Below are 25348 nucleotides of genomic sequence, written 5' to 3' on the forward strand. Positions count from 1 at the left end.
CCGAGGTAGAGGTACTCCCTCGGACTCTAACGCCGCCGTGGGTCGGTGCCGCGGATTCGCCGATCAGCTCAGGCCGAGGTCGTCCAGGCCGAACAGCCAGCGGTACTCCAGGCCTTCGGCCTCGACCTTCTCCTGGGCGCCGGTGGCGCGGTCGACGATGACGACGACGGCGACGACCTCGGCGCCGGCTTCGCGCAGCGCCTCGACGGCGGTGAGGACCGAGCCGCCGGTGGTGGAGGTGTCCTCGACGGCGAGGACGCGGCGGCCCTTCACCTCCGGGCCCTCGACGCGGCGCTGGAGGCCGTGGGCCTTCTCGGCCTTCCGGACGACGAACGCGTCCAGCTTGCGGCCCTGCGCGGCGGCGGCGTGCAGCATCGACAGCGCGACCGGGTCGGCGCCGAGGGTCAGGCCGCCGACGGCGTCGTACTCGAGGTCCTTGGTAAGCTCCAGCAGCTGCGGGCCGATCAGCGGCGCCGCCTCGGCGTCCAGGGTGACCCGGCGCAGGTCGACGTAGTAGTCGGCTTCCTTGCCCGAGGCCAGCGTCACCTTCCCGTGCACGACGGCCTTGTTCTTCACCTGGTCCAGCAGGGCATCGCGATCTGAGCTCATGAGGCCACAGCTTAAGTCAGCGCTTTCGATCCGTTCTCACCAAGTGGGCGAAGGCGACCGAGCGGTCCGGGGAGTGGAAGAGGTCCTGGCACGTGGTGAGCGTGAGCATCGGCTTCGTCGGAGCGGCGCCGGGCTTGCCCGGGACCGGGTCGAGGACCCAGGTGTCGGCGGGTTTCACGGTCAGGTCCTTCGGGGAGCCGTCCAGCGCGTAGGTGTAGACGGCGTCGGCGGTCTCGACGATCACCTGGTCGCCCTTGCGGAGCTCCAGCAGCTTGCGGAACGGCGAGCCGTGGGTGACCCGGTGCCCGGCGATCGCGAAGTTGCCGTTCTCGCCCGGCAGCGCGGTGTCGGGGTAGTGCCCGATCCCGCGGGCCAGGTCGTCCTCGCCGACGCCCTCGACGACCGGCTTCTCCCAGTCCGCACCGAACTTCGGGATCCGCAGCAGCGTGATCGGCGTACCGGGCGCAGGCGCTGTCTCCTGATCGGTGTCCCAGCGCTGACGCAGGTCCTGCTCCAGCTGGTCCATCTGACGGTTCGACGTGATCCCGGTGCCGAAGTACTGCCAGCCGACCCACCCGAGCACCCCGAGGCCGGCCACCAGCAGCAGCACCCCCAGACCCCTGACCAGCCCCCGTCCCATGGCGACCAGTATGCAGATCGACTGCAAAGCCTGTGTACGTCGTGTCGATGGACGCACGTGGTTGCCGGGGACGACGATGTGGACGGCGATCGTCGAGGAGGACGCAGTGAAAGCGCTGGTGAAGGCGAAGAACGAGCCGGGCCTGTGGTTGCAGGACGTGCCGGAGCCGCGGATCGAGGCCGACGAGGTCCTGATCAAGGTGCTCCGGACCGGGCTGTGCGGCACCGACCTGCACATCCAGAACTGGGACGCCTGGGCGCAGAAGAACGTGCCGGTCCCGATGGTCACCGGGCACGAGTTCTGCGGTGAGGTGGTCGAGATCGGCGCCGGCGTCCGCGACGTCGCAGTCGGTGACGTGGTCAGCGGCGAAGGTCACCTGGTCTGCGGCCGCTGCCGCAACTGCCGGGCCGGGCGCCGTCACCTGTGCATCAAGACCCGCGGCCTCGGCGTCCACGTCCCGGGCGCGTTCGCGGAGTACGTCGCACTGCCCGCGATGAACGTCTGGGTGCACCGCGACCCGGTCGACCTGGACGTGGCGGCGATCTTCGACCCGTTCGGCAACGCCGTGCACACCGCACTGTCGTTCCCGGTCGTCGGCGAGGACGTGCTGATCACCGGCGCCGGCCCGATCGGGATCATGGCCGCCGCGGTCGCGATCCACGCCGGCGCCCGGAACGTGGTGATCACCGACCTGTCCGACTACCGGCTCGACCTGGCCCGCAAGCTCGGCGTCACCCGCGCGGTGAACGTCGGCGAGGAGAGCATCGCCGACGCCCAGCGCGAGCTCGGGATGCGCGAGGGCTTCGACGTCGGGATGGAGATGTCCGGTCAGCCGGTCGCGCTGCGCGACATGCTGGCCAACATGAACCACGGCGGCAAGATCGCGATGCTCGGGCTGCCGTCGGACGAGATCGCCATCGACTGGGGCACGGTGGTGCTCAACATGCTGACCATCAAGGGCATCTACGGCCGGGAGATGTTCGAGACCTGGTACTCGATGTCGGTGATGCTGGAGCGCGGGCTCGACCTCGGCCCGGTGATCACCCACCGGTTCGGGTACGCCGACTTCGAGCAGGCCTTCGACACCGCCCGGCAGGGGCAGTGCGGCAAGGTCATCATGGACTGGACCACCCCGACGTACGAGGAGAAGCACTGATGTTCGGCCGGATGCGCGACGACCTGACCACGACCATCGGCGAGATCCGCGACGCCGGGCTCTACAAGTCCGAGCGGGTGATCAGCTCGCCGCAGAACGCGGCCATCGCGACCGCGGGCCAGCAGGTGCTGAACTTCTGCGCCAACAACTACCTCGGCCTGGCCGACCACCCCGAGGTGATCGCCGCCGCCCGCGAGGCGCTCGACAAGTGGGGCTTCGGGATGGCCTCGGTGCGCTTCATCTGCGGCACCCAGGAGATCCACAAGGACCTGGAAGGGGCCCTGAGCAACTTCCTCGGGACCGACGACACGATCCTCTACAGCTCCTGCTTCGACGCCAACGGCGGCCTGTTCGAGACGCTGCTCGGTGCCGAGGACGCGGTGATCTCCGACGAGCTCAACCACGCCAGCATCATCGACGGCATCCGGCTGTCGAAGGCCAAGCGGTACCGGTACAAGAACCGCGACATGGCCGACCTGGAAGCCCAGCTGAAGGACGCCGCCGACGCGCGCTACCGGCTGATCGCGACCGACGGCGTCTTCTCGATGGACGGGTACGTCGCCCCGCTGGACGAGATCTGCGACCTGGCCGAGCGGTACGACGCGCTGGTGATGGTCGACGACTCGCACGCGGTCGGCTTCGTCGGGCCGGACGGCGCCGGTACGCCGTCGCTGTTCGGCGTGAAGGACCGCGTCGACGTCGTCACCGGGACGCTCGGCAAGGCGCTCGGCGGGGCTTCCGGTGGTTACGTGTCCGGTCGCGCCGAGATCGTCGAGCTGCTGCGTCAGCGCTCGCGTCCGTACCTGTTCTCGAACTCGCTCGCTCCGTCGGTGACGGCCGCGTCGTTGAAGGCGCTGGAGCTGATCGGCGGCTCGTCGGACCTGCGCGACAAGCTCGCTGCCAACACTGCGCTGTTCCGGTCCAAGATGACCGAGGCGGGTTTCGACGTGCTGCCGGGTGATCACCCGATCTCGCCGGTGATGATCGGCGACGCGGCCGAGGCGGGCCGGTTGGCGGACAAGCTGCTCGAGCTGGGGATCTACGTGATCGGGTTCTCGTACCCGGTGGTTCCGCACGGCAAGGCCCGGATCCGGACGCAGCTGTCCGCGGCGCACTCCACGGAAGACGTCGAGCGCGCGGTCGCGGCGTTCGTCGAAGCTCGCGCTGCGCTGGCCTATCCTCAGGCGCCCGCCTAGCTCTTCGGCGCCGGCCCGTCCTCGATCGAGGGCGGGCCGGTGTGCTCACGGACGGCGTCCAGGTAGATCCGGTCGGCGCGCTCCTGGATGCGCTCCTCCGACTCGATCCGCAGCTGCTCACGCTTGGTCAGCTCACGCTCCCGGGCCATCGCCAGCTCGTGCTTGCGCTGCCGGCTCTGGCTCACGCCCCAGATCAGCCAGCCACCGCAGCTGAGGCCCAGTACGAACAGGACACCGAGCAGGGTCTGCAGCAGTTCCATCAGGCGGCCTCCGTCGCTCTCCGCTTCCAGACTATCGCCCAGCGCAGCAGTCCGCCGACGACAACGGCCTCACCAACCAATACGGCGACTGCAACGCCAGGGCCCCACCAGTGCGCCAGGCTGAAGTACCAGCTGCGCACCAGCAGCACGACGGCCGGCCCGAGGATCGCAGTAGCCAGTACGGCGTACCCGGCGTAGATCAGCTTGGCCCCGCGCGGGTACTGAGCGATGCCGGTCGGTCCACGGCGCAGGAACGCACCGGCGAACCGGAACGACTCCCCCTGCAGGTTCGACGTCGCGGTGGCGTGCTCGAGCATGTGGTAGCCGTCCAGCTTCAGCACCGGGACCAGGTTCGCCACCACCGCGACCACACCGAACAGCAGCAGCGCACCCGCCAGGCCGTGCCACCAGCCCGACTGCGGCCCCCACCACCAGAGCGCGCCGAACGGGATCAGCGCGACCAGGTTGACGTAGATCCCGGCGAACGAGGTGACGACCCGGTGCCCGCGCCGCGGGAAGGTGACGACGTCGTCGACCTTGCAGTACGGCGCGATCATCGGGAACCGCCACATCACCCCGATCTCGGTCGGGCGGCCGCCGTACCGGACGCAGGCGATGCCGTGGAACAGCTCGTGCCCGGCGATCACCAGCCAGCCGACGGTCAATCCGATCACGGTCGCGGCCCAGCGCGAGGGTGAGTCCGTCACCGCCGACCAGAGCGTGCCCCAGTCGAGCAGCACGGCCACGGCGACCGCCGTACCGAGCAGTGCCAGCGGTACGGCGACCAGTGGGTTCAGCAACCAGCCGATGCGTCCAGCCAGCCGTACGGCGAACTCCGCCGCACCAGGTAGCGGCCGTCGCCACAGGAGCGGCGACCTACCGGCAGCACGGCGCGCTACCTCCGCCTTCTCCCGTACGGCGTCCAGCTGCTCGGCGGCAGCCGGTTCCATCAGCGCATGCGCGTGCAGCAACCCCAGCAGCTGTTGCCAGTGCGCCTGTCCGAGCCGCTTGCCGAACTGCTCCGCGTAGGAGGCACCGATGTCGGCCAGCGACCGGGTGCCGTCGAGCTGCGCCATCAGGAACGCCTCCCGCGGACCGACGCGCAGGAACGCCTGGGTGTCGCGGTCGCCGATGATGTGCACGACCGACGGGCCCTTGAGCAGCCCCGGACCAATACGCACACTCGACCGCAAGGCCGGCCGCGCATCGGCCAGCCAGCTACCTGCGGCAGGCCCGTGGACGGTGGTCATACCGTGGCCGCGCCGGCGACGACCGCGGCGGGCTCCTGCTCCGCTCCCGGCTCCAGCGCCCGCTCGATCAGGTACGACAGGTAGATCTCGTCCAGGATCGCCACACCGAGCCGGTTGTTGGTCATGTGGATGTACGAGCTCAGCAGCACTGCTGCCCGGGCCGCTGGATCGAGGATCGGCTCCCGCTCAGTGCCACCGGTCCGGCTGGGGAACAACAGCCGAGAGGCCTCCCCGTCCAGCTTGTCGCGCAGCTCCCGGCAGTGCGCCAGCCAGGTCCGCTCGATCCCGGACAGCTGCTGCCCGGTCTCCCCCGCGCTGATCGTCCGGATCCGGTCGACCCGCTCGGTCAGCGACGCCCGGGTCAGCGCGAAGCTCTTGTCGAACGAGTCGTGGTAGTCGTCGGACGGCTCCTGGTACGACGTCTCCCAGAACCCCCGGTAGCGCTGGAAGAACTGCCGCACCGCCTCGTCGGTCTCCAGGAACGAGTACGCCGTCAGCAGCGACAGCTGCGTCGCCAGGCCGAGCAGCACCGGGCGGACGTGGGTGTTGGAGGTGGCGAGCAGCTTGGCCACCAGGTCGCTGGACGCCTCGAAGTGCCACTCGCCGATCTCCATGCCCACCGGGCCGCCGTACCGGTCGAACTCCTGGTCGTAGTCCATCAGCGCGACGCTGTTGTTCGGCCGGAACGGCATCTGGCCGTCCTCGCCGTACTCCTCGACGAAGCGCTCCTCGCCGTACTCGGCCAGGTACATCTTCTTGTAGATGTCACCGAGCCCCTCGACGTCGGTGTCGTAGAGCGCCGGTCTGCGGGCCAGGAACGCCTCGATCGCGGCCGTCGCCCGCCGGGTCACCTCGGAGCGCAGCTCGGGCCGGGACGGCCGGAACCGGATCCGCAGGTGCGGGCCCTCCATCCAGTACTTGATGAAGAACCAGCGGTCGATCAGCTCCTCCTCGCGCAGCTCCTCGACCAGCGGCCGCACCGCCTCGACGAGGATCGGGTTGGCGTCACTGGCGTAGAAGACGTGCAGGGCCACCCACTCATTCGTCATCGCAGTCCCTCCCGGTGTCGTAGAGCTCGAGCAAGAGTTCGCAGACGTGCGGCCGGCCGTGCTCGTCGGTCAGCCAGAGCTCGTCGGTGTCCGGGTTCGCCTCGGTGAGGACGATCCGGGACGCGGCGCCCAGCGCCAGTTGTTCCAGCAGCTGCAGCGACATCCAGCTGTCGAAGTCGACCGGCAGCGGCTTGCGGCCGGCCTTGCGCTCGGCGCCGGGCGTCTCCGGGGTGTCCGGAGCGGCGCCGTCGTCGGCCGGCGACTTGGCCGCCGCGTTGTCGATCTGGGCGAACAGCCGCGTGGGGAGCCCGTGGTCGAGCCGCCATCGGCGGACCCGCAGCAGGTGCTCGGCGTCGGAGTGCGCCGGGTCGCGGAACGGGAAGACCGCGGTGTTCAGCTTCCACATCCGCCGCTGCAGCACCAGGTCGCCGAGCACCAGCCGCGGGTACGCCTGGATGCCGTCGACGGGGATCGGGTCGCCGGTCCCTGCCCACAGGTCGATCTGCGCCATCCCGCTGGGCGAGAAGCAGAGCAGGATCTGCTGGATCTCCGGCAGCGCCATCGGCATCAGGAAGCCCAGGTAGACCGGCACCACCTCGCGGCCGAGCCGCGTCGACCTCAGCCGCACCCGGTCGGCCTCGGCGTCGTGCACGAGGTAGAGGTCGTCCAGCGCGATCTGCTCGTCCTTCGGCCGGGTGCTCGCGTCACCAGGACAGACGATCTCGTACTGCGTGACGGCCGGGTGCACGTTCAGGTTGGTCGTCTCGTAGCCGCCGCGCAGCTCGGCCAGGACGGCGCCGTCGGGCGCGTAGTCGCGCAGGATCTCGCTGATCAGGCCGGTCGCGCCGTCGTCGAGGCTGTGCGCGAAGCGGGAGAACATCAGCGTCAGGCCGGCGTACGCCTGGTTGAGGATCAGCCGGCCGGGTTCCCGGTCGCCGGCCGCGAGCTGGGCGAAGAACGACCACGGCTGGGCGAGCCCCGGCGGCAGCTCCCGGCGTACGGCGTCGACGAAGCCCGGGCCGAGGCGGATCTCCTCGGTGCTGGTCGGGATGCCCTTCAGGTGCAGCGACGCGGCCTCGCGGGCCTTGTCGACCGCGACGATCTCGGGCAGCTTGAACCAGTTCTCCTGCGGCACGAACGCGTTGTCGTCGTCGAACTGGCGGCGGCGCAGCGAGCGGCGGGTGTAGGGGTCGAAGAAGTCGCGCTGGAACTCGTGGCAGAACCGGACCACGTCCTGGCAGTCACCGCCGATGCCGTAGCGCGCCTTGAAGAACCCCTTGGTGGTCAGGCGTCTCGACACGTTGAGGTCGAACGCGGGCAGCAGGTCCGCGAGGTCGGCGAGATCCGGCAGCAGCGTGCGCTCCCACAGCCCGCGGTCGACCTCGAGGCCGTCGCCGGTGATCGTCGTGTCCTCGTAGATCACCGTCCGGGGGACGAGCTGGTCGGAGGCGCCGAGCAGCTCGAAGCAGGCCCGGACGTGGTCGCGGATCGCGTTCAGGATCGCGGCGCGGCCGCGGGCCGGCGTACTGGGGTAGGCGTCGACCAGGTCGACCGCGGCTCGCAGCGACGCGGCCAGCTCCTGCAGGGTCGGGTGGTCCTGCGCTGTGAGCGCGGCCAGCAGCACCTTGGTCGGATCGCTCGCCCGCAGGTCGATCTGCAGGTCCGGCGCGAGCAGGAAGCCCAGCCGGAGCAGGTGGCCGATCAGCTGGTCGGCCTCGGCCGCTGTGCGGCCCTCGGCCTTGGCGGCGATCTGCTGACTCAGCTCGGCCAGCGTCGGCCGGTCGTCGCGGGTCAGCGCGACGACGTCGTCGAGCGCGGGGCCGCTGGGCAGGAAGAACAGGTTCTCGTGAACGTTGTCTAGGGCAACAACCGCGTCGGGGTCGTTGCCGGCCGCGGTCCGGCGGCGGACGTAGCGCATCGTCTCGCCGTCCGAGCTGGCACCGGGAGCGAGGCTCACCCGCAGTCCGGAGCGCAGCGTGGGATCAGCCAGTACGACGGCCGCCAGCCGGGCCAGGACGGCGATGTTCAGCCGGACCGTGCATCGCTGCTCCAGCGAGCTCGGCTCCGGGCGCGGCCGCGTCGCGGTGCCGGTGAAGCGGCCGAGGCCGACCGACGTCAGCGTGCTGAACGGGCTGGTCTTCAGCGCGGCCCGGTAGAGCAGCTCCAGCAGGGTCCGCTCGACCTGACGGCCGTGCTTGTCGACCTTGCGCTTCGGGTCGAGGTAGCGGTCCATGTTCTTCTCGAGGACCTCGGACTGCAGCAGTACGGCGCTGCGCAGCTTGTCGTCGGCCAGCAGCTCCCGTGCCCTGACCCGTGCTGCAGCCAGGTCCTCACCCAGTACGGCGACGCCCTGGTCGAACAGCTCTCGTACCCGATCAATGGCCGCGATCCACTGGTGCGTGAGGCCGCGGGTAGCGTCCGGCAGCAGCGGCTCGGCTCTGGTCACCGTGGCCGGGCGCGGACGCCTGCCGTTGAAGGCGTCCCGGCGCAGGTTGATCAGCGCGACCCGCTCGGGGTCCTCCGGGTCACGTGTAGCCAGCTCGGTTTCCAGCGCCTCCCTGACCTCGCTGGCCACCGAATCCCGGACCGCCTCGGCGGCGAGCACCTGCTCGGTCCAGTCGACGGCAGCTGGCGTCCGCAGTACGGCGACTGCTTCGGCGGGCTGCCCGGCGACCCGCAGCAGGAAGCCGGAGCCGAGCCGCCAGCCGGACGTCGTACCGGTGTCTGGGTTGTAGGGGGTGGAGAGGACGTCGGTCATCGGTGGTCTCCTTGCGCCGGGCGGTGGTGCAGGCCGTGGTCGTAGCCGGCCCGGCCGGCGCGTTCGTGGCCGAGCAGGAGGAAGAGCATGCTGCGCTCGTCGGTCTCCTCGATCCCCAGGAACTCGTCGGCGGCCAGGTTGTCGATCCCCAGGACCGCTCCGATGCCCAGCCCGTGGGCGGTGGCGGCGAGGTAGCTGGTCTGGGCGAGCTGGCCGACCTCGACGCTGAGCATCCGGTAGCCACGAGCGCCGTACGCCGCCAGCAGCGCCTCCAGCCGACCGGTGATCACCACTACCGCGGCGACCTCGCTGAGGTTGTAGTTGGTCAGCGCGTAGTGCCGCTGGACCTCCCGGTAGTCGAACTCACCAGCGCGGATCAGCTGGTGGGCTGCGGGGTCGTAGGCGTAGGCACGCTTCTCCAGGCCTTCCACTGCGTTCGGCAGCACCCAGAGGCGAGTCCAGGGGTCCTGTCTCGGCGCCGGCTCGATGTCCGATCCAGCACGGGTCATCTGGGCGGTGGTCGCCAGGACTGCGCCCAGGTCGGCGGTGCTGAGCTTCGGGTAGGCGGAAAAGAGGCCGAAGCTGGAGCGCCTGGTGCGGAGGCTGGTGGTCAGGTCCTGCGCTGCTGGGTCCGGTGTCGGCAGCTGGACAGTCTCGCCGGTGATGGGCCGCGGGGTGACGGCTGCTTTAACCGGTCGGGGCTGGTCGCCGACCAGGGTGGCGGCGTGGACGCGCTCAACGAGCTCGAAGTCACGGACGCGTTCGGACTTCTCCCACACCCTCAGATGCTGTGGCTGCGTTGGCTGGGCTTCGCTGGTGACTGCCGGGCCGAGCGGGACCACCACGAAGGGCGCCTCGGTGCGGCCGTCGACGGCGAGCGCCGTACTGATCGGTGCCTCGTCGAACCACAGGACCGGCTCGACCACGTGACCGGCCGCAGCCAGGACCAGCCGCCAGGAGGCGAGCAGCGCGCCCACGTCCTGGGTCACCACGTGGTAGCTGAACGAGTTGTACTTGAACGCGTTCTTCCAGAACTTCAACGTGGCCACGAGATACAGCCCGGCCGCTACGCCGGTCGCAGCCGCCAGGTCGGCACAGCGGTTCGCTGACGAGAGCCGATCGAGGCTGTGGTGAGCGGTGTCGTAGTGGTAGACACCTGTGCGCAGCGGCGCCCCGGCACCGGCGACCAGGTAGCTCTCGGCTGGGTACATGCCCCCACCAGACGCCGTTGGTCGAGCCCACACCGGCGCTGCAGGCTTGAGCTTGGCAGCGCTGTCCTCGTTCCAGTTCAAGCCGGTACGGCGGTCGATCAGCCCGTAGCAGCCGAGTACCGAGGCCAGCAGGTCGAGCGACGGCATCCGGTCGTCCGCTGGGCCTACTGCGCGGGCCGCTGCTTCCTGCACCTCCAGCGACGGCAACTGCGCGAACGGGACGGGCAGCGGCAGCTTCGGCGCGTCCAGGTACAGCTTGTGCCGCGACGGCTGGTCACCCCAGTCCACCTGGAAGCCGAGCGGTGGCAGGGGCACCCGCTGCCGCTCGAACATCCGGCGTGCGTAGTCCATCGCGACCGCGGGGCGGCTCGGCCCGGCAGCGGCGTCGATCTGGCTGGTCACCTGCGCTCAACTCCTACGGAAGACGGTGGACTGGGTACGGCGGGGGCTAGGCCTGCCGGCCCCGGCGGCTCTCGGCGCCGGGCGGCTAGGGGAACGGGTGCGGCACCCGGTGCAGCTGCTCGGGCGTCAGCGGCTGGGAGGTCCGGCCACCGGCGTACGGCGCCCAGAGCGTGCGCGGCATGGTCAGCACCCGCTGCCGCTGCCAGCCGAAGTCGATCGGGATCAGCCCGGGCACGATCGTCGCCACCGTGCGCAGCCCCATCGCCAGCTGCTCCGGCGTGGTCTGGTCGACCACGACGGTGTCCATCCCGCGCTCGGCGAACAGCGCGACGATCTCCTCGACCGGCTCCCGCAGGTCGGTGACCGGCGCCCGCCCGGTGGTCCAGTCGGCGAAGACCTCGTCCAGCGGCGTCACCTCGCTCTGCCGCAACCAGTGCTGCGCGTGCTCGGCCATCTCCGGCATCCCGAACAGCAGCGCGTGGTGCGCGAGCTCCCCGACGTTGCGGTAGTCGGTCACCATCGGCCGCACCTCGTCCAGGCTCTCCGTCACCCGCTCCTCGAACCCGGTCACATAGGAGGCCACCTCACAGACAGCAGCCCGTACGGCGTCCGCCGGGTCCAGCGAAGCGCCGCCGGCGAAGCAGAGCGTGCCCCGCCCACCGTCACGCCGTACGGCGACCGCACCGACCGCCGGGACCGGCAGGTCGACCCGGATGTCGAAGCAGCGCAGGTCGTAGCCGAGCAGGTCGACGTGCGCGCGCATCTGCCGGACCAGCGGGTTGTAGACGGTGTCCAGGTCGATCTCGGTCGGCGTCAGGCCGCCGTACCAGCTGATCAGGAAGGCGTCCCGCTCGATCAGCTCCAGCTGGCCGTGCAGCACCGCCTCGGTCACCGAACTGCCGGAGGCGCACCCGTTCGAGCACTCCTGCACGGTGTTGCGGTGGTCCTCGCGGTGGTCGAGGTAGTACACGATCTGCTCCGGCACCAACAGCGCGCGGTCGTCGCGGACCGACCAGCCCCAGACCCAGGGCACCTTCGGATTGGTTGCCCAGGGCACATACTTGTCGGGGTGCCCGACGTAGAAGTCCGGGGTGTAGAGACCGCACTGCTCCATCTCGACGTACGGGACGGTCAGCTCGGCGGGGGTGGCGCGCAGCGCGACGTCGACGCGGCGTGGGCGCTGGCCGGCATCACGTTCCAAGCCTTCCAAAGCGCCCAGGAGCTCGCTGCGGCGGTAGCTCTCGGCGTGGCCACTCCACCACATCTCGTGCAGGCCGTACTTGCTGCGGACCTCGAAGTGGCCGCTCGCGGGGGCGGTCGCGGTGGCGTGGTAGGCGCGGATCGCGGGGCCGCCGAGCATGCCGCAGACCGGGTTGGCCAGGGCGTCCATCGGGAGGTCGAGGTCTTCGGGCTTGCGGGAGCGGCCGCTGCCGGGGCTCGATGCGGGGGTGCGGACGAGTTGGATGCAGGCGTTGTCGGCGGTGTCAGGGCCGGGCTGCGCGCAGGCGTCGCAGGAGGAGTCGCGGATCAGGCCGTAGCGCTCGACGCGGGCGGTGCGGGTGTCGATCTCCCACACCGGGTACGCCGGGCCGTCGGGACTCGCCTCGCCGGCGACCCGGCTGAGCGTGGCGGCAACGGCGAGTGCGTGCTGACCGGGCATGGTCGACGCGGTGGTGAGGACGCCGTGCGGGTGATCGAGGATGCGGCGCTCGACGGTAGGTCGACAGACCACCCAGCGGCGGTCGAAACAGGTAGGACAAGGGCCAGAGCCACCCGGGGTCGCTGCCACCACCAGGGTGCCTGCATAGAGGCGGATGCTGACGGTGGTTCCGGATGACCCGATCGTGGTGCGGTCTTCCTGGCCCGGCAGGCCGAGCACCGCGAGGTCCAGGGTCAGGACCGGGCCGGGCGGCAGCAGTGCGGCGATCGCCGTACCGGCCGCTGTGACCAGGGCGGCAGGGTCCGCCGTGGGAGAGGGCGGGTGGGCTTCCAAGGTCGTCACTGGTGCTGCTCCTTCACGGTCGGGGCGGGAGGGGGTGAACATGCTGCGGACCAGGGCCCTTGGTCCGCAGCACTCAGCTCACGTGCACACCGTCAGCCGCAGCTGGAGGTGCTGGTGCTCGTCGAGCAGCAGCTCGAGGTGCTGCAGGAGCAGCAGCTGGAGCAGCTGCAGGACGAGCTGGTGGCTGCGAGGTCGAGCGACGGGTCGGTGATCTCGTCGACCTCGAAGGTGACGGCCTCGAGGTCGAGCAGTTCGAGGCCGAGCGACTGAGTGCTCATGGCGGTCTTCCTTTCTTTCTGCTGCGCGGCTGGTCAGCCGCGTCTGGGCGGAACGGGTGGAACCGGTACGACGGGCAGGCAGCGATCAGCCGCCGCCGCACCCGGTGCTGGTGCTGGTCGAGCAGCAGCTGGACGTGCTGCAGGACGAGCAGCTGGAGCACGAGCAGCTCGAGCTGCACCAGCCGGCGGCGTCCTGACCGAGGTCGATGATGTCCTCGATCTCGAACGTCGCGGTCTCGAGCACGAGCAGCTCTTCGCGAAGCGCCATGGTGTTCACCTCCTTCCTGGGCGGGTGGGAGCCGCCGCCCGGCCGGGCGGCGGAACCTGTGGGGAGGCAGTACCTGGGTCAGCTGGTACTGCTGCAACTGCAGCTGGAGCACCCGCAGCAGCTGGACGTGCTGCACGACGAGCAGCTCGACGTACTGGTGCTGGAGCTGCACCAGCTCGCAGCCTCCATGCCGACGTCGGCGATCTCCTCCACCTCGAAGGTGGCGCTCTCCAGCGAGAGCAGTTCGGCGGTCAGATCGGTCATCACGAGTCCTTCGCTACGGGGGCGGACGAGCGGAAGAGCAGCACCCGGGCGACGGCCGTGACGCCGATCAGGTCGGGTGGGGTGAGATCGACAACGGCAGCCCGCTGAGTGATCTCTTCATCAGTGACAGCACGGGTCAGCTCGGTGGGCTGCACCTCGGAACCGTCAGACCTCAGTCCACTGAGATCGGCATCCAAGCCGAGGCGATGTTCTTTGCGTGCGAACGAGGTACCGGCGAGCTGGCGCTCACCGACCACCGAGAGCAGCGCTTCCTCGGCCGCTGCCACCCAGGAGCCTCCCGAGCGCGCGATCCGTACGTTGCCAACAGCAACCACCGCGACCGGCACAGCACCGCGACCGCACTGGAAGGACACTCGGTCCCCAGCAGCCGTCAGCTCGTTCACCAGGATCATCAACCGCCGGTACTGCTGCGGCTCCAGCGCCTGCTCGATCAGCTCGTCGGAAACACTCGACACCGGCAGCTCTCCGCGCGCCACGGCAGCGACAGCAGCTGCTCCAGCCGCCGCGACCAGGGCACGCGAGACCGCCTCAGCCTTCGTCGGCGCAGCAGCGAGCCCACTGAGATCCGGCTCGAACTCAGCAGCGTTCCAGTCCAGCGGCCCAGCCAGCACCGCCGCCCGATCCACCGCCAGGGCTCGACCGGTCCCTACCTCGGTCGCCGCGACCTGGTGCGGTCGAGCCGGCCCGACACCCAGCCAGGTCTCCAGCAGCTCCGGTACGACGTACTCCGCATCAGCTGCCGGCTCCTGCAGCAGCTGACAGCGCCGATGCAGGTTGAGCGAGTAGCGGATCGCCGCAGCCTCCAGCGCTGCCAGCCGAGCCTCCAGCACCGTCTCGACGCCGAACGACACCAGCGGCTCTGCATCTGCAGCAGGAGCGAGCAGCACCGCCGTCTTCACCGGAATCTGCGGCACGGCGTCGTCGTCGAACCGCCGCATCAAACCTGTGGAGTCCGCGACGACCGAGTCGAACCGCCGGTAAGCAGTCTCCACGCTGTCGGCCGCCTCCCCCGGGGTCGCGGCCCTGGGCACCTCAACCGCCGGATGCGCGACCACGTGCTCGGTGTGCACTGTCAGCCGGTCCGGATCGACCAGCACGACCATCTCGTCCAGATCCGACGCCATCACGCCGGACAGCTGCTTGAAGATCTCGAACCCCGCGACGTTCAGCAGCATCGTCGCCGCCACCCCAGGCAGCGCAGCCCGCGCCGGAGCCGTCGACGGACCAGCGACCGCGGCCTGCCACAACTCCGCCGTACCGGCGATCGCGTTGTCGCTCATCCGCAGCAGCGCCGACTGGATCGACACCGACCCCTGCCAGGGCCCGGCGACCAGCTGATCACCCACCCGTACGAGCGGCAGGAACGCCGTACCAGTCTCTCGGGCCTGCTCAGCAAGGGCGAACAGCTCCGGCGACGGTCCGTCCAGCGCCACCAAGCACACCAGGTCGGCCGGCTCCGCCGTGGTCTTCACGAAGCCCTCGGCTCCCGAGCCGACCCCGTTGGCGCTCAGCGCGGCCGCGAGCGTCCCGGTCGCCTCGTCGTCGGCGCCGATCACCACCACCCGAGCTGCGGCGACCCGCGCGAACCCGCTCCCGTCGTCGCCGTGGTGCTCGAGCAGCGCGATCTGGCTCGGATAGCTCGCCCGCACCTCCTCGGCGATCTCCGCGCCGACGCCGTCGAGCACGACCCCGCGCGAGGCCAGCGTCCCGAGCAACGACTTCACCGCCCCGACGTGCGCCTCGGGGAGCCCGGCAACGATTTCACCGAGCGCCTTGCTGCCGTCGAGGTGCGGCAGCAGCGCCGACAGGTACCGGTACGCGCCGGCGCCGCGGATCACGAAGGGGCCGTCGGCACCCCGGACGTAGACCCCGTCGAGGGTCTCCAGGAAGGCGACGTCCTGGCGCATCCGCGGACGGACGAGTTCATCGGGCGGGTTGGTCACGGTCGCTCCTCGGGCGGAAGGAAGGCGGTACGGGGCTCAGCTGATGTCGCGACGCCGGATCAGGACGGCGGCGACGGTGGTGCTCACGGCGATGTAGGCGACCAGAACGAGACAGGCCGCGGGAACGTTCAGGTAGTCGACGACGCCGGGAGTCCCGCCGTCGCCTTGCGTGGGTGCGCCCAGGCCGCCGACCAGCGAACCGCTGGCCGAACCGAGCAGGACGTAGCGGACAGGTTCGAGACCGGGCAGGATCCCGGCCAGACCGGAGAGCGCGTTCTCCAGGCCGAGGGTCCAGAGCAGACCGGCGGCGAGCGCGACCGTCGTACCGCGGAAGACGACACCGAGAGCGGCCCCGACGCTCATCCAGGCGGCCGAGATCAGCGCTGCGGCACCGAGCGAGCCGAGCAGTGCGCCGACCGACGGCCAGTCGGCGGCTCGGCCTTCGACCGCGCCGATGATCGCTGACGAAGCGATTGCCGCGGCCGCGGCCGCGAGCGCGATCAAGGTGGTGGCGCTCGCCGCGACCACGAACTTGGCCAGCAGCACCTGCACCCGGCCCGGACCCTGGCTGAAGCGGGCGGTCCAGGTGTTCCACCGGTACTCCGAACCGGTCACCAGCACTCCGAGGATCAGCATGATCGCGCCGCCGAACAGCGGGTAGCTGCTCAGCGAGGTGGACGCGACCGCGTTCGGCAGCAGGATGTCGAGCAGCTCGGCGCGGCCGGCGTCGGACGGGTCGAGAACGCTGTAGATGATGTACGGCACGACGAAGGCGAACCCGACCACCATCAGGATCCAGGCGATCCCGATCACGACCGGTGCCATCCGCTTGCGCAGCAGCAGGCTTTCGGCGGCGACCGCGTCGATCATGACTCCTCCGTCGGGTCGTCGTCGTGGCTGGTCAGGGCGAAGAAGACACCCTCCAGGGTCTGGCGCTCGCGCCGAACCTCGTGGATGTCGATGCCTGCGGCAACCAATGCGCGGATCAGACCTGGTACGTCGTCCGGCGCCGAGGCGAGGTGCAGGTGCCGGTCGTCGGCGTCTCCATCCTCAACTGGCGTTTGACCTGTGTACTCCGCGAGAACGCGCGCGGCCTGGTCGGCGGGCGTCGCCCACACGTCGAGCGTGACGCTGCCGGGCCGGTCCCGGATCGCGGTCACGGTGTCGTCGGCGAGCACCAGGCCGCGGTCGATCACCACCACCCGGTCGCAGATCTGCTGCACCTCGCCGAGCTGGTGCGACGAGAACAGCACCGTCGTACCGCCGGCTCCGAGCGAGCGGACCAGCGCGCGCATCGAGGCAACGCCTTCGGGGTCGAGGCCGTTGGTCGGCTCGTCGAGGATCAGCAGCTTCGGGTCACCGAGCAACGCGGCGGCGACGCCGAGGCGCTGGCCCATGCCGAGCGAGTACCCGGTGAAGCGGTCGTTGCCGCGCTGGTGCAGCTCGACGACCTCGAGGACGCGGTCGACCTCGGTGTCGGGCAGGCCCTTGGCGCGAGCCAGCACCTGGAGATTGGTGCGGCCGGACAGGTGCGGGACGAACGCGGGGGTCTCGATCAGAGCGCCGACCTGGCGCAGCGCTTCCGGCGTACCGGGTGGGCGGCCGAGGACGCGGACCGTCCCGTCGTCCGGGCGGACCAGGCCGAGCAGGATCCGCAGCAGCGTCGTCTTGCCGGCGCCGTTCGGGCCGAGCAGGCCGTAGACCTGCCCGGGCAGCACTTCCAGGCTCACCCCGCGCAGGGCCTCGACCTTGCCGAAGCGCTTCCGGACCCCCGCGACCTCGACGGTCGCGGTGGCCGCGCCGACGCTGTCCGGGCGTGGCTGAACGGTCTCGGTGGGCACGGGAAACCTGCCTCTCGGGTCTCATTCCTGAACAGGTGAAAATCATTCAACAAATCGCACCCAATTCAGGCTCCCCAGCCGGGCACGAGGCTAACAGAACGTTTCTCCGACGGCGAGAACTTCTTTCGTTCTGCCCATGTTTGTCAACAGATCGTCAAGCAGGCAAGGGAAATCTGGACCAACTTTCGGCTATGCCGAGTGTTTCAGTAGCCTTTGACTATTCGCTTGAAATGATCATTTGACAATCACTCTTCGTGGTAACGCCTTTTTGTCCAGTCGACCGCGTGGCGCGGCCTTCCGGCACCGGTCGCGTAACCTCACCCCATGCCGACCGCACGCCGAGCCCTGGCCACCGCCATCGACTACACCGCCATGGCCGTCCCGCTGGCCGCCCTCGCCGCGATCACGCTGCAGCGCCACCGCAACCGCCCCCTCCCCGACGTGTCCCCGGCCAAGGCCCGAGTGCTCGTCGCAGCCGGCCTCACCCTCCCCCTGAGCGCCGCCCTCGCCGCCGCCGAAGCCACCGGCGGCTCCCCCGGCAAACGCGCATTGGGTCTCACCGTCCGTGACGAATCGGGCGCAGATCCGACCTATCGCCAGACCCTCCTCCGCACCGTCGCGAAGACCGCCGTCCCCTGGGAGCTCGGCCACCAAGCAGTCTGGGAGTTCCGAGCAGACAACACCCGCCGAGGCGCCGTCCTGGCCTCGGCTGCCTACGTTGCCCTCGGCCTCCAAGCCGCGGCGATCCTCCGCAACCGGCGCACGTACGCCGACAAGCTCGCGGGGACGCGGGTCTCCCACAAACCGTCGAGCTGAAACCAGTCCCGCCCTGCAACAACATGCAGGTCGGGACCGCATCCGAACATCTGCGCCCTCTCGGGAAGATCGATGGCGTACTCGCGTTCGATCTCCACCTCGCCGAGCCCCAGCCGCGGCACGGTCGGACCATCGGACGGCGCGACCAGACGGCCGACTTGGATGCGGTCCGGCAGCTCGAGGAACAGCGCGACCCGCTCCCCCGCTACGGCGACCGCGAACACTCCTTCGTCGAGGCTGGCCGAAGTCTGCACCTCGTCGCCGGAGATCCGGACCACCGGGAAGTCGTTGTCGTACGACGCCCAGACTGTCTCTCCCTCGACGGTCAGGGTCTCGAGCTCTTGAATCCGCACCGGACCGGAGAACTCCCAGCGTCGCTCCAGGTCCGGGCCGAAGCGCACCAGCCCGGCGGCCCCGACCGGCTCCACCCCCGGCGATCCCCAGGTGATCACGTCGGGATCCGCGGCCGGATCGCCGTCGATCCCCTCGGCGAAGTACCCGACCCAGATCTGCCCCGAGGACGTCGTCCGGACCAGCGCGATCCCGTCGCCGAACACCTGCTCGGCAACAATCCGCCCGGCGGCGTCGTACAAGGTCGCGTTCGGCCGGACGCCGTCCGCGCTCCAGTCGGCCGTCGTGCTCACCACCAGCACCTGCCCGCCCGGCATCGGTTGCGCGGTCACGAACGGCCGCCGGAACCCGGTGATCTCCGCCAGCAAGGTCGACTCCGGCGCGTGCCGCACGACCCGGAGATCCACCGGCCGCTCGATCACGTCCCCGACGTACGGGCGGCCGGCAACGAAGGGTGGCGTGCTCCGCAGTACGCCGACGTCGTCGGCATTCGCCCACACGCCGATCAGCTCACCGTCCGGCCCGGGCGACACGTCCACCAGCTCGTCGCCAGGCCTGACCGGCTCGAGTGTGGCGTGCAGGCGAGTCTTGATCACGGCTCATCAGACCATCTGTCGGTGGGGTCGTGCAGGATGTTTTCATGGCGGTCCTGAGTGCGCAGGCGATCAATCGGGCGACCCTGGCTCGGCAGATGTTGCTGGAGCGAGCTGATGTCGGCCCGGTGGAGGCCGTGCGCCGGCTGGCCGGGATGCAGGGGCAGGAGGCCAAGCACCCGTACGTCGGCTTGTGGACTCGCCTCGACGGCTTCGCCGACGGCGACCTGACGGCGGCGGTCGAGGCGCGGGAGCTCGTGCGGGCGTCGCTCTATCGCGGCACCCTGCATCTCGTGACCGCCGCGGACTACCTCCGCTTCCGCACGACGCTGGCGCCCGTCCTCGAAGCCGGGCTGAAGATGCTCAAGGAACGCGGCGAGGGCTTGGAGCCCGACAAGGTCGTCGCCGCGGCGCGGAAGTTGCTGACAAAGGAACCACTGACGTTCACCGAGGTACGCGACGCCCTGCAGCAGCAGTTCCCCGACGTGAACGACCGCGCGCTCGGGTTCTGCACGCGGATGATGGTGCCGCTCGTCATGTACCCGGCCGACACCCGCTGGGGCTGGACCGCGAACTCGCGCTTCACGCTCGCCGACCAGTGGATCGGCCGCAAACCGCTGCTGTCCGCCGTACCGGAAGAGCTGGTCATCCGATATCTGGACGCGTTCGGGCCGGCGACGCCGGCCGACTTCCAGACCTGGTCGGGGTTGCCTGCGGCCAAGAAGCTGTTCGAGATCGCCGACCTCGAACGCTTCGAGGACGAGAACGGCCGCACCCTGTACGACGTACCGGCGGCTCCGCGGCCCGACCCGGAAACCCCTGCGCCGGTGCGGTTCCTGCCCGAGTTCGACAACCTGCTGCTCGCGTACGCGAAGCGCGAGCGGGTGATAGCCGACGCCTATCGCCCGGCGGTGTTCACGAAAAACCTGCGGGTGAAGGCGACGTACCTCGTCGACGGGCAGGTCGCGGGCCTGTGGACGGCCGACAAGAAACGCGCTGTGGCAACTCTCACGCTGACCCCGTTCGAACCGGCGGCGAAGCGCACGATCACCGCTCTGGAGCGTGAAGGTGAGGCGCTGCTGCGCTTCCTGGAGCCGGATGCGAAGACCTACACGGTGGTTACGGCCAGTTGATGAGGTTGTTGTCACACGTCGGATGACTGGGCTGGAGACCTCCGGCCCAGTGGAATAGGCAGATGAGCACAGTCCCCACGATCACTCTGGACAACGGCGTCGAGATCCCCCAGCTGGGCCTGGGCGTCTGGCAGGTGCCGGACGGGATCGTCACCGGTGTCGTCGAGGCCGCTCTCGCGGCCGGCTACCGGCACATCGACACGGCCGCGATCTACGGCAACGAGGAAGGTGTCGGCCGCGCGATCGCGCAGTCCGGCGTACCGCGCGAGGAGCTGTTCGTCACCACCAAGGTGTGGAACAGCGACCAGGGCTACGACTCGACGCTGCGCGCGTTCGACAAGAGCCTCGGCAAGCTCGGCCTGGAGACCGTCGACCTGTACCTGATCCACTGGCAGTCGCTGAAGCAGGACAAGTACGTCGACACCTGGAAGGCGATGGAGCAGCTGTACGCCGACCAGCGGGTGCGCGCGATCGGCGTCTCGAACTTCCACCTCCCGGCGCTGCAGCGGCTCTTCGACGAGACCGACGTCCGCCCGACGGTGAACCAGATCGAGCTGCACCCGGCGCTGCCGCAGGACGAGCTGCGCGCGTTCCACGCCGAGAACGACATCGCCACCGAGTCCTGGAGCCCGCTGGCCTCCGGTGAGCTGATCGGGCACCCGGTGCTGAAGGAGCTCGGCGGCAAGCACGGCAAGTCCGCGGCGCAGGTGATGATCCGCTGGCACCTGCAGCTCGGCAACGTGGTGATCCCGAAGTCGAAGACGCCGGAGCGGATCGCCGAGAACATCGACGTGTTCGACTTCGTGCTCGACAACGAGGACATGGCCGCGATCGCCGACCTCGAGACCGGCGTCCGGGTCGGCGACGACCCCGACGTCTTCAACTGAGCAACTGAAGGAACTGCCGCAGCACGGGTGACTCGTTGCCCGGAGCCCAGGCGACCGAGAGCTGCCACGGCGGCAGGTCGTCGGACAGCTCGCGGTAGACGACGGCCGCCGGGTCGATCGGCGGGGTCGGTGCGATCAGCAACGACACCCCGAGCCCGGCGGCCACCAGCGACACGATCGTCTGCACGTCGGCGCCCTGCTGGGTGATCCGCGGCGTGAACCCGGCCGCCTGGCAGTAGCCGACGATCACGTCGTGCACCGACGGGCCGGTCGCGCGGGTGTAGAGGATGAAGTCGTCCTCGGCGAGGTCCTTCAGCGCGACCCTGCGCCGCTTCGCGAGCCGGTGCGCGGCGGGGAGCGCGGCGACCAGGCGGTCCTCGGAGACGACCTGCGAGCGCAGCCGCGGTTCGTCGTACGGGAAGCGGAGCAGGCCGACGTCGATCCGGCCGTCGCGCAACGCCTCGGTCTGCTGGAGCGTCGTCATCGTCTCCAGGTCGAGCACGACGTCCGGGTACGCCGTACGGAAGGCGCCGAGCAACCGCGGCAGGGCCTCGAACGTCGCCGACTGCACGAAGCGGAGCCGCAACGTCCCGACCTCACCGCGCTGGGTGCGCTGGGCGGTGTTCCTCGCGTCGGCTGCCCGGTCGAGCAGGTCGCGCGCGTCGTCGAGGAACGCGGCGCCGGCCGCGGTCAGCACGAACCGTTTCTTCACCCGGGCGAACAGCTCGACGCCGAGATCCCTTTCCAGCGCGGCGATCTGGCGACTCAGCGAGGGCTGCGTCAGGTGCAGCCGGGTCGCCGCCCGGCCGACGTTCAGCTCCTCGGCGACGACGACGAACGACCGCAGCTGGCGTAGCTCCATGTTCATGCATCCTACGCATCAACTCTTCGGGAAGGTTTCATTGGACGTATCAACACGGTCGTACCTACCGTCGAAGAGACGAAAGGAACCACCGTGTACGTCTTCCCAGTGACAGTGATCGAGAAGGTCCGCCGCGAAGCCGACTCCGCCCTGCCCAACGCCCCCGTCGTACCGCACGTGGAGGTCGAGCCCCGCCACCCGCTGCGCGCGGTGCTGCGCTGGGCCCGCCGCTCCCGGCAGAGCGTGTGCGAAGCTGATCGGCGTGATCGAAGTGCGCAGGTTGCGAGTACTGCGGGCCCTTGCTGACCACGGCACCGTGACGGCGGCCGCCGAGGTCCTGCACCTGACCCCGTCGGCCGTCTCGCAACAACTCGCCGCCCTCGAGTCCGAAGTCGGCCAGGAACTCCTCGAACGCCGCGGCCGCCGCGTCGCCATCACATCGGCCGGCCGCCTCCTCCTCACCCACGCCGACACCATCCTCACCGAGGTCGAACGCGCCGAGGACGCCATGCGCCTCTACGCCGACGGCACCACCGGCGAACTCCGCATCGCCGCCTTCGCCACCGCCATCAGCCTCCTCGTCGCACCGACCCTGGCCCGCCTCCGCGACTCCACCCCCGGCCTGCGCCTGGTCATCCAGGACGCCGAAGGCCACCAGGCCCTGACCCAACTCCTCGACGGCGAGGTCGACCTCGCCGTCACCGTCGAACACCGAGGCTCCCCCCACGACGACCGCCTCACCCTCACCCCTTTGTACGCCGAGCCGTTCGTCGCCGTCCTCCCTCCGACGCACCCCGCTGCTCTCTCCCCGGACCCGGTCGACCTGACGGCCCTGGCCACCGACGACTGGGTGATGACCTCGGTAGGCAACCCCATCCGAGACGTCGTCCTCCTCGCCTGCGAACAATCCGGCTTCCAGCCGCGCATCGTCCACACCTCAGACGATTTCCGCTCAGTCGCGGCGCTGTGCGCTGCGAACGCGGGGGTCTCGCTGGTCCCGCGCCTCACGCTGCCGCCCACCACGCTCGCGGCGATCCGGCCTCTTCAGCCGCCGACCCCGACCCGCCGAGTATTGGCGGCGACCCGGCGAGCGCGCGCGGATCACCCGCTGATCACCGCAACCCTCAAGACGTTGGCGGAGACCGCCGGCTCACTCGACCTCTGACAGCAACTCTCGTACGACGTCAGCCCGCGCATCCGCTTCGAGGTCGTACAGCGTCGCCGCCCGCCGCCACGCCTCCCGCGCTTCCTCCACTCTCCCGGCAGCGACGAGCGCCTCGCCGAGAAGCTTCAGCAGCGGAGCCTCCCGATGCTCCGCCGGATGCCGCGCAGCGATCGCCAGACCGGGTTCGAGCACCTTCAGAGCCTGAGCGAAGTCCCCCATCGCGAGGTACGCCGCTCCGAGCTCGACCAGGGCATCGACCTCGATCACCTCCACCCCGAGCCCCTGGATCTCCAGCAGGTTGGCCCGGAGCAGCTCGACGGCGGCCTCGTACTGACCGGTCTCACGCAGCGCCCGCGCCATCATCGACTTGTGGACGGCGTAGATCCCCGGCGCCGGCGGGTCGGCGAGCGTCAGCACCTCGGCGAACGCCGTCCGCTGCCGCTCGAGATCGCCGACCTGCCCGGCCAGCACCCCCACGGTCAACGACGCGGCGGACCTGAAGCGCGTGCGCTCGAGCCCGGCGACCACCGCGAGTCCCTCCTCGGCGTACGGCAGACCCTCCACCGGCCGGCCGAGGCGGCCGAGGCGGCCGAGGGCGAACCCGAGGTCGATCAGCAGCCGTCCGAGATCCTCCGCGTCCTCCTGCGCCCGCGCGACCGGCAACGCTCGCCACAGCCAGTCGAGCGCCTCCTCGTCGAGCCCGAGCGAGCCACACATCAGCGCGGTCGAGTACAGCCTGCCCAGCTCCATCGAAACCGGCAGCTCGATCGGGAGCAACGCCACCGCGGTCAGCGCCGCCCGGGCATCGGCGAACCTCATCACCTGGGCCGCCTGCATCGGCATGCCGAGCGCGGCCCGTACGGCGAGGAGCCACAGGGCGGGCTCCGCCGCAGCTCGTTCGATCAGCCTGCGGACGTTGGCGAACTCGGTCGCCAGCCAACCGACGATCGCATCGAGGTCGACCAGATCGTCCGCACCCTCGGCCCAGCGGCCGGAACGGGCGCCGTACCGGTCAGTGGACTCCGCCAGCTCCGCGCGGCGCCAGAGCACAGCGGCGTAGCAAGCCAGCTCTCGTCGGCGGAGCTCCGCGTGGTCGCGCTCGCTGAGCGTCGTACGGGCTGTGTCTCTGCCGATCTCCCGCACGAGATCGTGCAGGCGGTACTGATGGAGACCCGGGCTCTCCAGGATGTGGAAGTCGACCAGTCGTTCGAGCAGGTCCTCGGTGTCGTCCAGCGACCGGTCCAGAACCGCCGCGGCCGCGCGCAGCGGAAAGTGTTCGCCGTCGAACAAAGCGAGCGTGGGGAATGCGGCCGCGGCGTCGGCATCCGTTCGGCTCTGGCTGCGCGCCAACCCATCCAGCGTCAGGGACAAGCTGCGTCGTACTTCGGAATCCGGCCCGGTCAGCACATCGGACCGGCCCTCCACATCGGCCAGGCGAACGGCCAGCTCCGGCAGCGAGCTGGACCGTGCCTGCGCACCTGCGATCCGGATCGCCAACGGCAGCAGGCCACAGCGACGTACGACGTCGACCGCGGCCGCAGGGGCGGCGAGCACCTGCTCCACACCGGCGATCTCCTCGAGCAACTGCAGCGCTTCGTCCTCGGTCAGGACGTCGAGAGTCAGCTGTCGAGCACCCGGCAAAGTCGTCAGCGGCGAGCGACTGGTGACGAGAACGACCACACCAGGGGTGCCAGGCAGCAGCGGGAGGATCTGCTCGACGCTCGCCGCGTCGTCCAGCAGCAGCAACAGCCGACGGCCGGCCAACGCCGTCCGGTAGCGCGCCGACGAGACGCTGACGTCGTCCGAGGCCGCAGACGTCAGTCCGAGCCTGTCGAGCAGGGCACTCAACGCCGCGGCACTGCTGATCGGGTCCGCGCTCGCGCCGCGGAGATTCAGGTAGAGCTGCCCGTCGGGGAACACGTCGGCGGCCAGGTGCGCGACCTGCACAGCCAGAGCGGTCTTGCCGACCCCGCCCATCCCACCGATCGCGCTGAGCACGATCCCCGGCGCGGCCCCCAGAGGATCGCTGACCAGGTCCAGCAGCGCGCCCACCTGCTCCGACCGCCCGGTGAAGTCGCCGACCGGAGGCGGCAGATCCCGCGGTACGGCACCCCGAACGGCGCCGGGAACCTTGGGCCGCCGGGCAGCCTCGACCAGCCGAAGACGGTCTTCTGCTCCAAGACCTAACGCATCAGCCAGCTGTTCGACGGTCGAGGACCGCGGGTAGCGCCGACGCCCGTTCTCCAACGCGCTGATGGCCTGCGCGCTGAGACCGCAGCGCGCCGCAAGAGCCTCCTGGGTCAGCCCGGCGGCAGCACGGAACTCCTGAAGAAACCGAGCGAAACCGGGACGAGGATCCACCGGCTCATCCTGCGATCCATCATGCTGAAGCG

General features: G+C 70.0%; 23 protein-coding genes. 7 read left to right on the forward strand and 16 right to left on the reverse strand.

The features are described from left to right. Positions 1-63 precede the first annotated feature (63 nt). Together pyrE and ACZ6Z4_RS19605 are read right to left on the reverse strand one after the other, a co-directional pair. Positions 64-609: an orotate phosphoribosyltransferase gene (pyrE, locus tag ACZ6Z4_RS19600; RefSeq protein WP_465565933.1), complete on the reverse strand. Its 546-nt coding sequence runs from the start codon at positions 607-609 to the stop codon at positions 64-66. A 16-nt stretch (positions 610-625) separates the two neighbouring features. Continuing rightward, positions 626-1249 carry a class E sortase gene (locus ACZ6Z4_RS19605; RefSeq protein WP_465565936.1) on the reverse strand — a complete coding sequence of 208 codons (624 nt, stop codon included), beginning with the start codon at positions 1247-1249 and terminating at the stop codon, positions 626-628. Positions 1250-1355: 106 nt separating this feature from the next. Here ACZ6Z4_RS19605 and tdh point away from each other — a divergent pair, with 106 nt between their 5' ends. Beyond that, a complete protein-coding gene (tdh, locus tag ACZ6Z4_RS19610; protein WP_465566788.1) occupies positions 1356-2405 on the forward strand; it encodes an L-threonine 3-dehydrogenase in 1050 nt (349 codons plus the stop codon). Beyond that, positions 2405-3601 carry a glycine C-acetyltransferase gene (locus tag ACZ6Z4_RS19615; RefSeq protein WP_465565939.1) on the forward strand — a complete coding sequence of 399 codons (1197 nt, stop codon included), beginning with the start codon at positions 2405-2407 and terminating at the stop codon, positions 3599-3601. The genes tdh and ACZ6Z4_RS19615 overlap by 1 nt, the downstream gene beginning before the upstream one ends. On the opposite strand, the gene ACZ6Z4_RS19620 is transcribed toward ACZ6Z4_RS19615, so the two are convergent. The 7 genes from ACZ6Z4_RS19620 to ACZ6Z4_RS19650 all read right to left on the reverse strand — a co-directional run bounded on the left by ACZ6Z4_RS19620 (position 3598) and on the right by ACZ6Z4_RS19650 (position 12811). Further along, complete coding sequence (locus ACZ6Z4_RS19620; protein ID WP_465565942.1) at positions 3598-3861, reverse strand: hypothetical protein; 264 nt, start codon at positions 3859-3861, stop codon at positions 3598-3600. The genes ACZ6Z4_RS19615 and ACZ6Z4_RS19620 overlap by 4 nt on opposite strands. Beyond that, positions 3861-5042: a hypothetical protein gene (locus ACZ6Z4_RS19625; RefSeq protein ID WP_465565945.1), complete on the reverse strand. Its 1182-nt coding sequence runs from the start codon at positions 5040-5042 to the stop codon at positions 3861-3863. The genes ACZ6Z4_RS19620 and ACZ6Z4_RS19625 overlap by 1 nt, the downstream gene beginning before the upstream one ends. A 65-nt stretch (positions 5043-5107) precedes the next feature. Next, positions 5108-6160: a thiopeptide-type bacteriocin biosynthesis protein gene (locus tag ACZ6Z4_RS19630; protein ID WP_465565948.1), complete on the reverse strand. Its 1053-nt coding sequence runs from the start codon at positions 6158-6160 to the stop codon at positions 5108-5110. Continuing rightward, a complete protein-coding gene (locus ACZ6Z4_RS19635; protein ID WP_465565951.1) occupies positions 6150-8918 on the reverse strand; it encodes a lantibiotic dehydratase in 2769 nt (922 codons plus the stop codon). The genes ACZ6Z4_RS19630 and ACZ6Z4_RS19635 overlap by 11 nt, the downstream gene beginning before the upstream one ends. Next, the gene (locus ACZ6Z4_RS19640; RefSeq protein WP_465565954.1) at positions 8915-10531 is read right to left on the reverse strand and encodes a SagB/ThcOx family dehydrogenase; all 1617 of its coding nucleotides are present in this window, start codon (positions 10529-10531) and stop codon (positions 8915-8917) included. The genes ACZ6Z4_RS19635 and ACZ6Z4_RS19640 overlap by 4 nt, the downstream gene beginning before the upstream one ends. 85 nt (positions 10532-10616) lie before the next feature. Then, positions 10617-12533: a TOMM precursor leader peptide-binding protein gene (locus tag ACZ6Z4_RS19645; protein ID WP_465565957.1), complete on the reverse strand. Its 1917-nt coding sequence runs from the start codon at positions 12531-12533 to the stop codon at positions 10617-10619. Between the two features lie 92 nt (positions 12534-12625). Then, a complete protein-coding gene (locus ACZ6Z4_RS19650) occupies positions 12626-12811 on the reverse strand; it encodes a hypothetical protein (protein ID WP_077018662.1) in 186 nt (61 codons plus the stop codon). Between the two features lie 56 nt (positions 12812-12867). Between ACZ6Z4_RS19650 and ACZ6Z4_RS19655 the strand changes: the two genes are divergently transcribed. Then, on the forward strand, positions 12868-13008 hold the full coding sequence (locus tag ACZ6Z4_RS19655) for a hypothetical protein (RefSeq protein ID WP_363669738.1): 141 nt from the start codon (positions 12868-12870) through the stop codon (positions 13006-13008). Between the two features lie 149 nt (positions 13009-13157). On the opposite strand, the gene ACZ6Z4_RS19660 is transcribed toward ACZ6Z4_RS19655, so the two are convergent. The 4 genes from ACZ6Z4_RS19660 to ACZ6Z4_RS19675 are packed head-to-tail and all read right to left on the reverse strand — an operon-like array spanning position 13158 to position 17148. Then, positions 13158-13343 carry a hypothetical protein gene (locus tag ACZ6Z4_RS19660; protein ID WP_465565962.1) on the reverse strand — a complete coding sequence of 62 codons (186 nt, stop codon included), beginning with the start codon at positions 13341-13343 and terminating at the stop codon, positions 13158-13160. Then, entirely contained in the window at positions 13343-15307 is a 1965-nt protein-coding gene (locus tag ACZ6Z4_RS19665; protein WP_465565965.1) for a hypothetical protein, read from the reverse strand. The genes ACZ6Z4_RS19660 and ACZ6Z4_RS19665 overlap by 1 nt, the downstream gene beginning before the upstream one ends. Before the next feature lie 36 nt (positions 15308-15343). After that, positions 15344-16177: a hypothetical protein gene (locus ACZ6Z4_RS19670; RefSeq protein ID WP_465565968.1), complete on the reverse strand. Its 834-nt coding sequence runs from the start codon at positions 16175-16177 to the stop codon at positions 15344-15346. Further along, on the reverse strand, positions 16174-17148 hold the full coding sequence (locus ACZ6Z4_RS19675) for an ABC transporter ATP-binding protein (protein WP_465565973.1): 975 nt from the start codon (positions 17146-17148) through the stop codon (positions 16174-16176). Before ACZ6Z4_RS19675 ends, ACZ6Z4_RS19670 begins: the two co-directional genes overlap by 4 nt. Before the next feature lie 324 nt (positions 17149-17472). Between ACZ6Z4_RS19675 and ACZ6Z4_RS19680 the strand changes: the two genes are divergently transcribed. Next, positions 17473-17964 carry an RDD family protein gene (locus ACZ6Z4_RS19680; protein ID WP_465565976.1) on the forward strand — a complete coding sequence of 164 codons (492 nt, stop codon included), beginning with the start codon at positions 17473-17475 and terminating at the stop codon, positions 17962-17964. Here the strand turns inward: ACZ6Z4_RS19680 and ACZ6Z4_RS19685 are convergent. After that, positions 17862-18911 carry a hypothetical protein gene (locus tag ACZ6Z4_RS19685; protein ID WP_465565979.1) on the reverse strand — a complete coding sequence of 350 codons (1050 nt, stop codon included), beginning with the start codon at positions 18909-18911 and terminating at the stop codon, positions 17862-17864. The genes ACZ6Z4_RS19680 and ACZ6Z4_RS19685 overlap by 103 nt on opposite strands. A 44-nt stretch (positions 18912-18955) precedes the next feature. Here ACZ6Z4_RS19685 and ACZ6Z4_RS19690 point away from each other — a divergent pair, with 44 nt between their 5' ends. Both ACZ6Z4_RS19690 and ACZ6Z4_RS19695 read left to right on the forward strand, forming a co-directional pair. Beyond that, positions 18956-20041 (forward strand): winged helix DNA-binding domain-containing protein, encoded by a 1086-nt coding sequence (locus ACZ6Z4_RS19690; RefSeq protein WP_465565984.1) that lies wholly within the window; start codon positions 18956-18958, stop codon positions 20039-20041. A gap of 62 nt (positions 20042-20103) precedes the next feature. Further along, complete coding sequence (locus tag ACZ6Z4_RS19695) at positions 20104-20928, forward strand: aldo/keto reductase (protein WP_465565988.1); 825 nt, start codon at positions 20104-20106, stop codon at positions 20926-20928. On the opposite strand, the gene ACZ6Z4_RS19700 is transcribed toward ACZ6Z4_RS19695, so the two are convergent. After that, positions 20921-21790, reverse strand: coding sequence for a LysR family transcriptional regulator (locus tag ACZ6Z4_RS19700; RefSeq protein WP_465565991.1), 870 nt, complete (start codon positions 21788-21790; stop codon positions 20921-20923). The two genes, ACZ6Z4_RS19695 and ACZ6Z4_RS19700, sit on opposite strands and share 8 nt — an antisense overlap. 262 nt (positions 21791-22052) lie before the next feature. On the opposite strand from ACZ6Z4_RS19700, the gene ACZ6Z4_RS19705 reads away from it, so the two are divergent. Further along, positions 22053-22955, forward strand: coding sequence for a LysR family transcriptional regulator (locus ACZ6Z4_RS19705; RefSeq protein WP_465565993.1), 903 nt, complete (start codon positions 22053-22055; stop codon positions 22953-22955). Here the strand turns inward: ACZ6Z4_RS19705 and ACZ6Z4_RS19710 are convergent. After that, entirely contained in the window at positions 22941-25316 is a 2376-nt protein-coding gene (locus tag ACZ6Z4_RS19710; protein ID WP_465565996.1) for a helix-turn-helix domain-containing protein, read from the reverse strand. The genes ACZ6Z4_RS19705 and ACZ6Z4_RS19710 overlap by 15 nt on opposite strands. Positions 25317-25348: the final 32 nt, after the last annotated feature.

The organism is Kribbella sp. NPDC104740 (genome assembly GCF_055583505.1).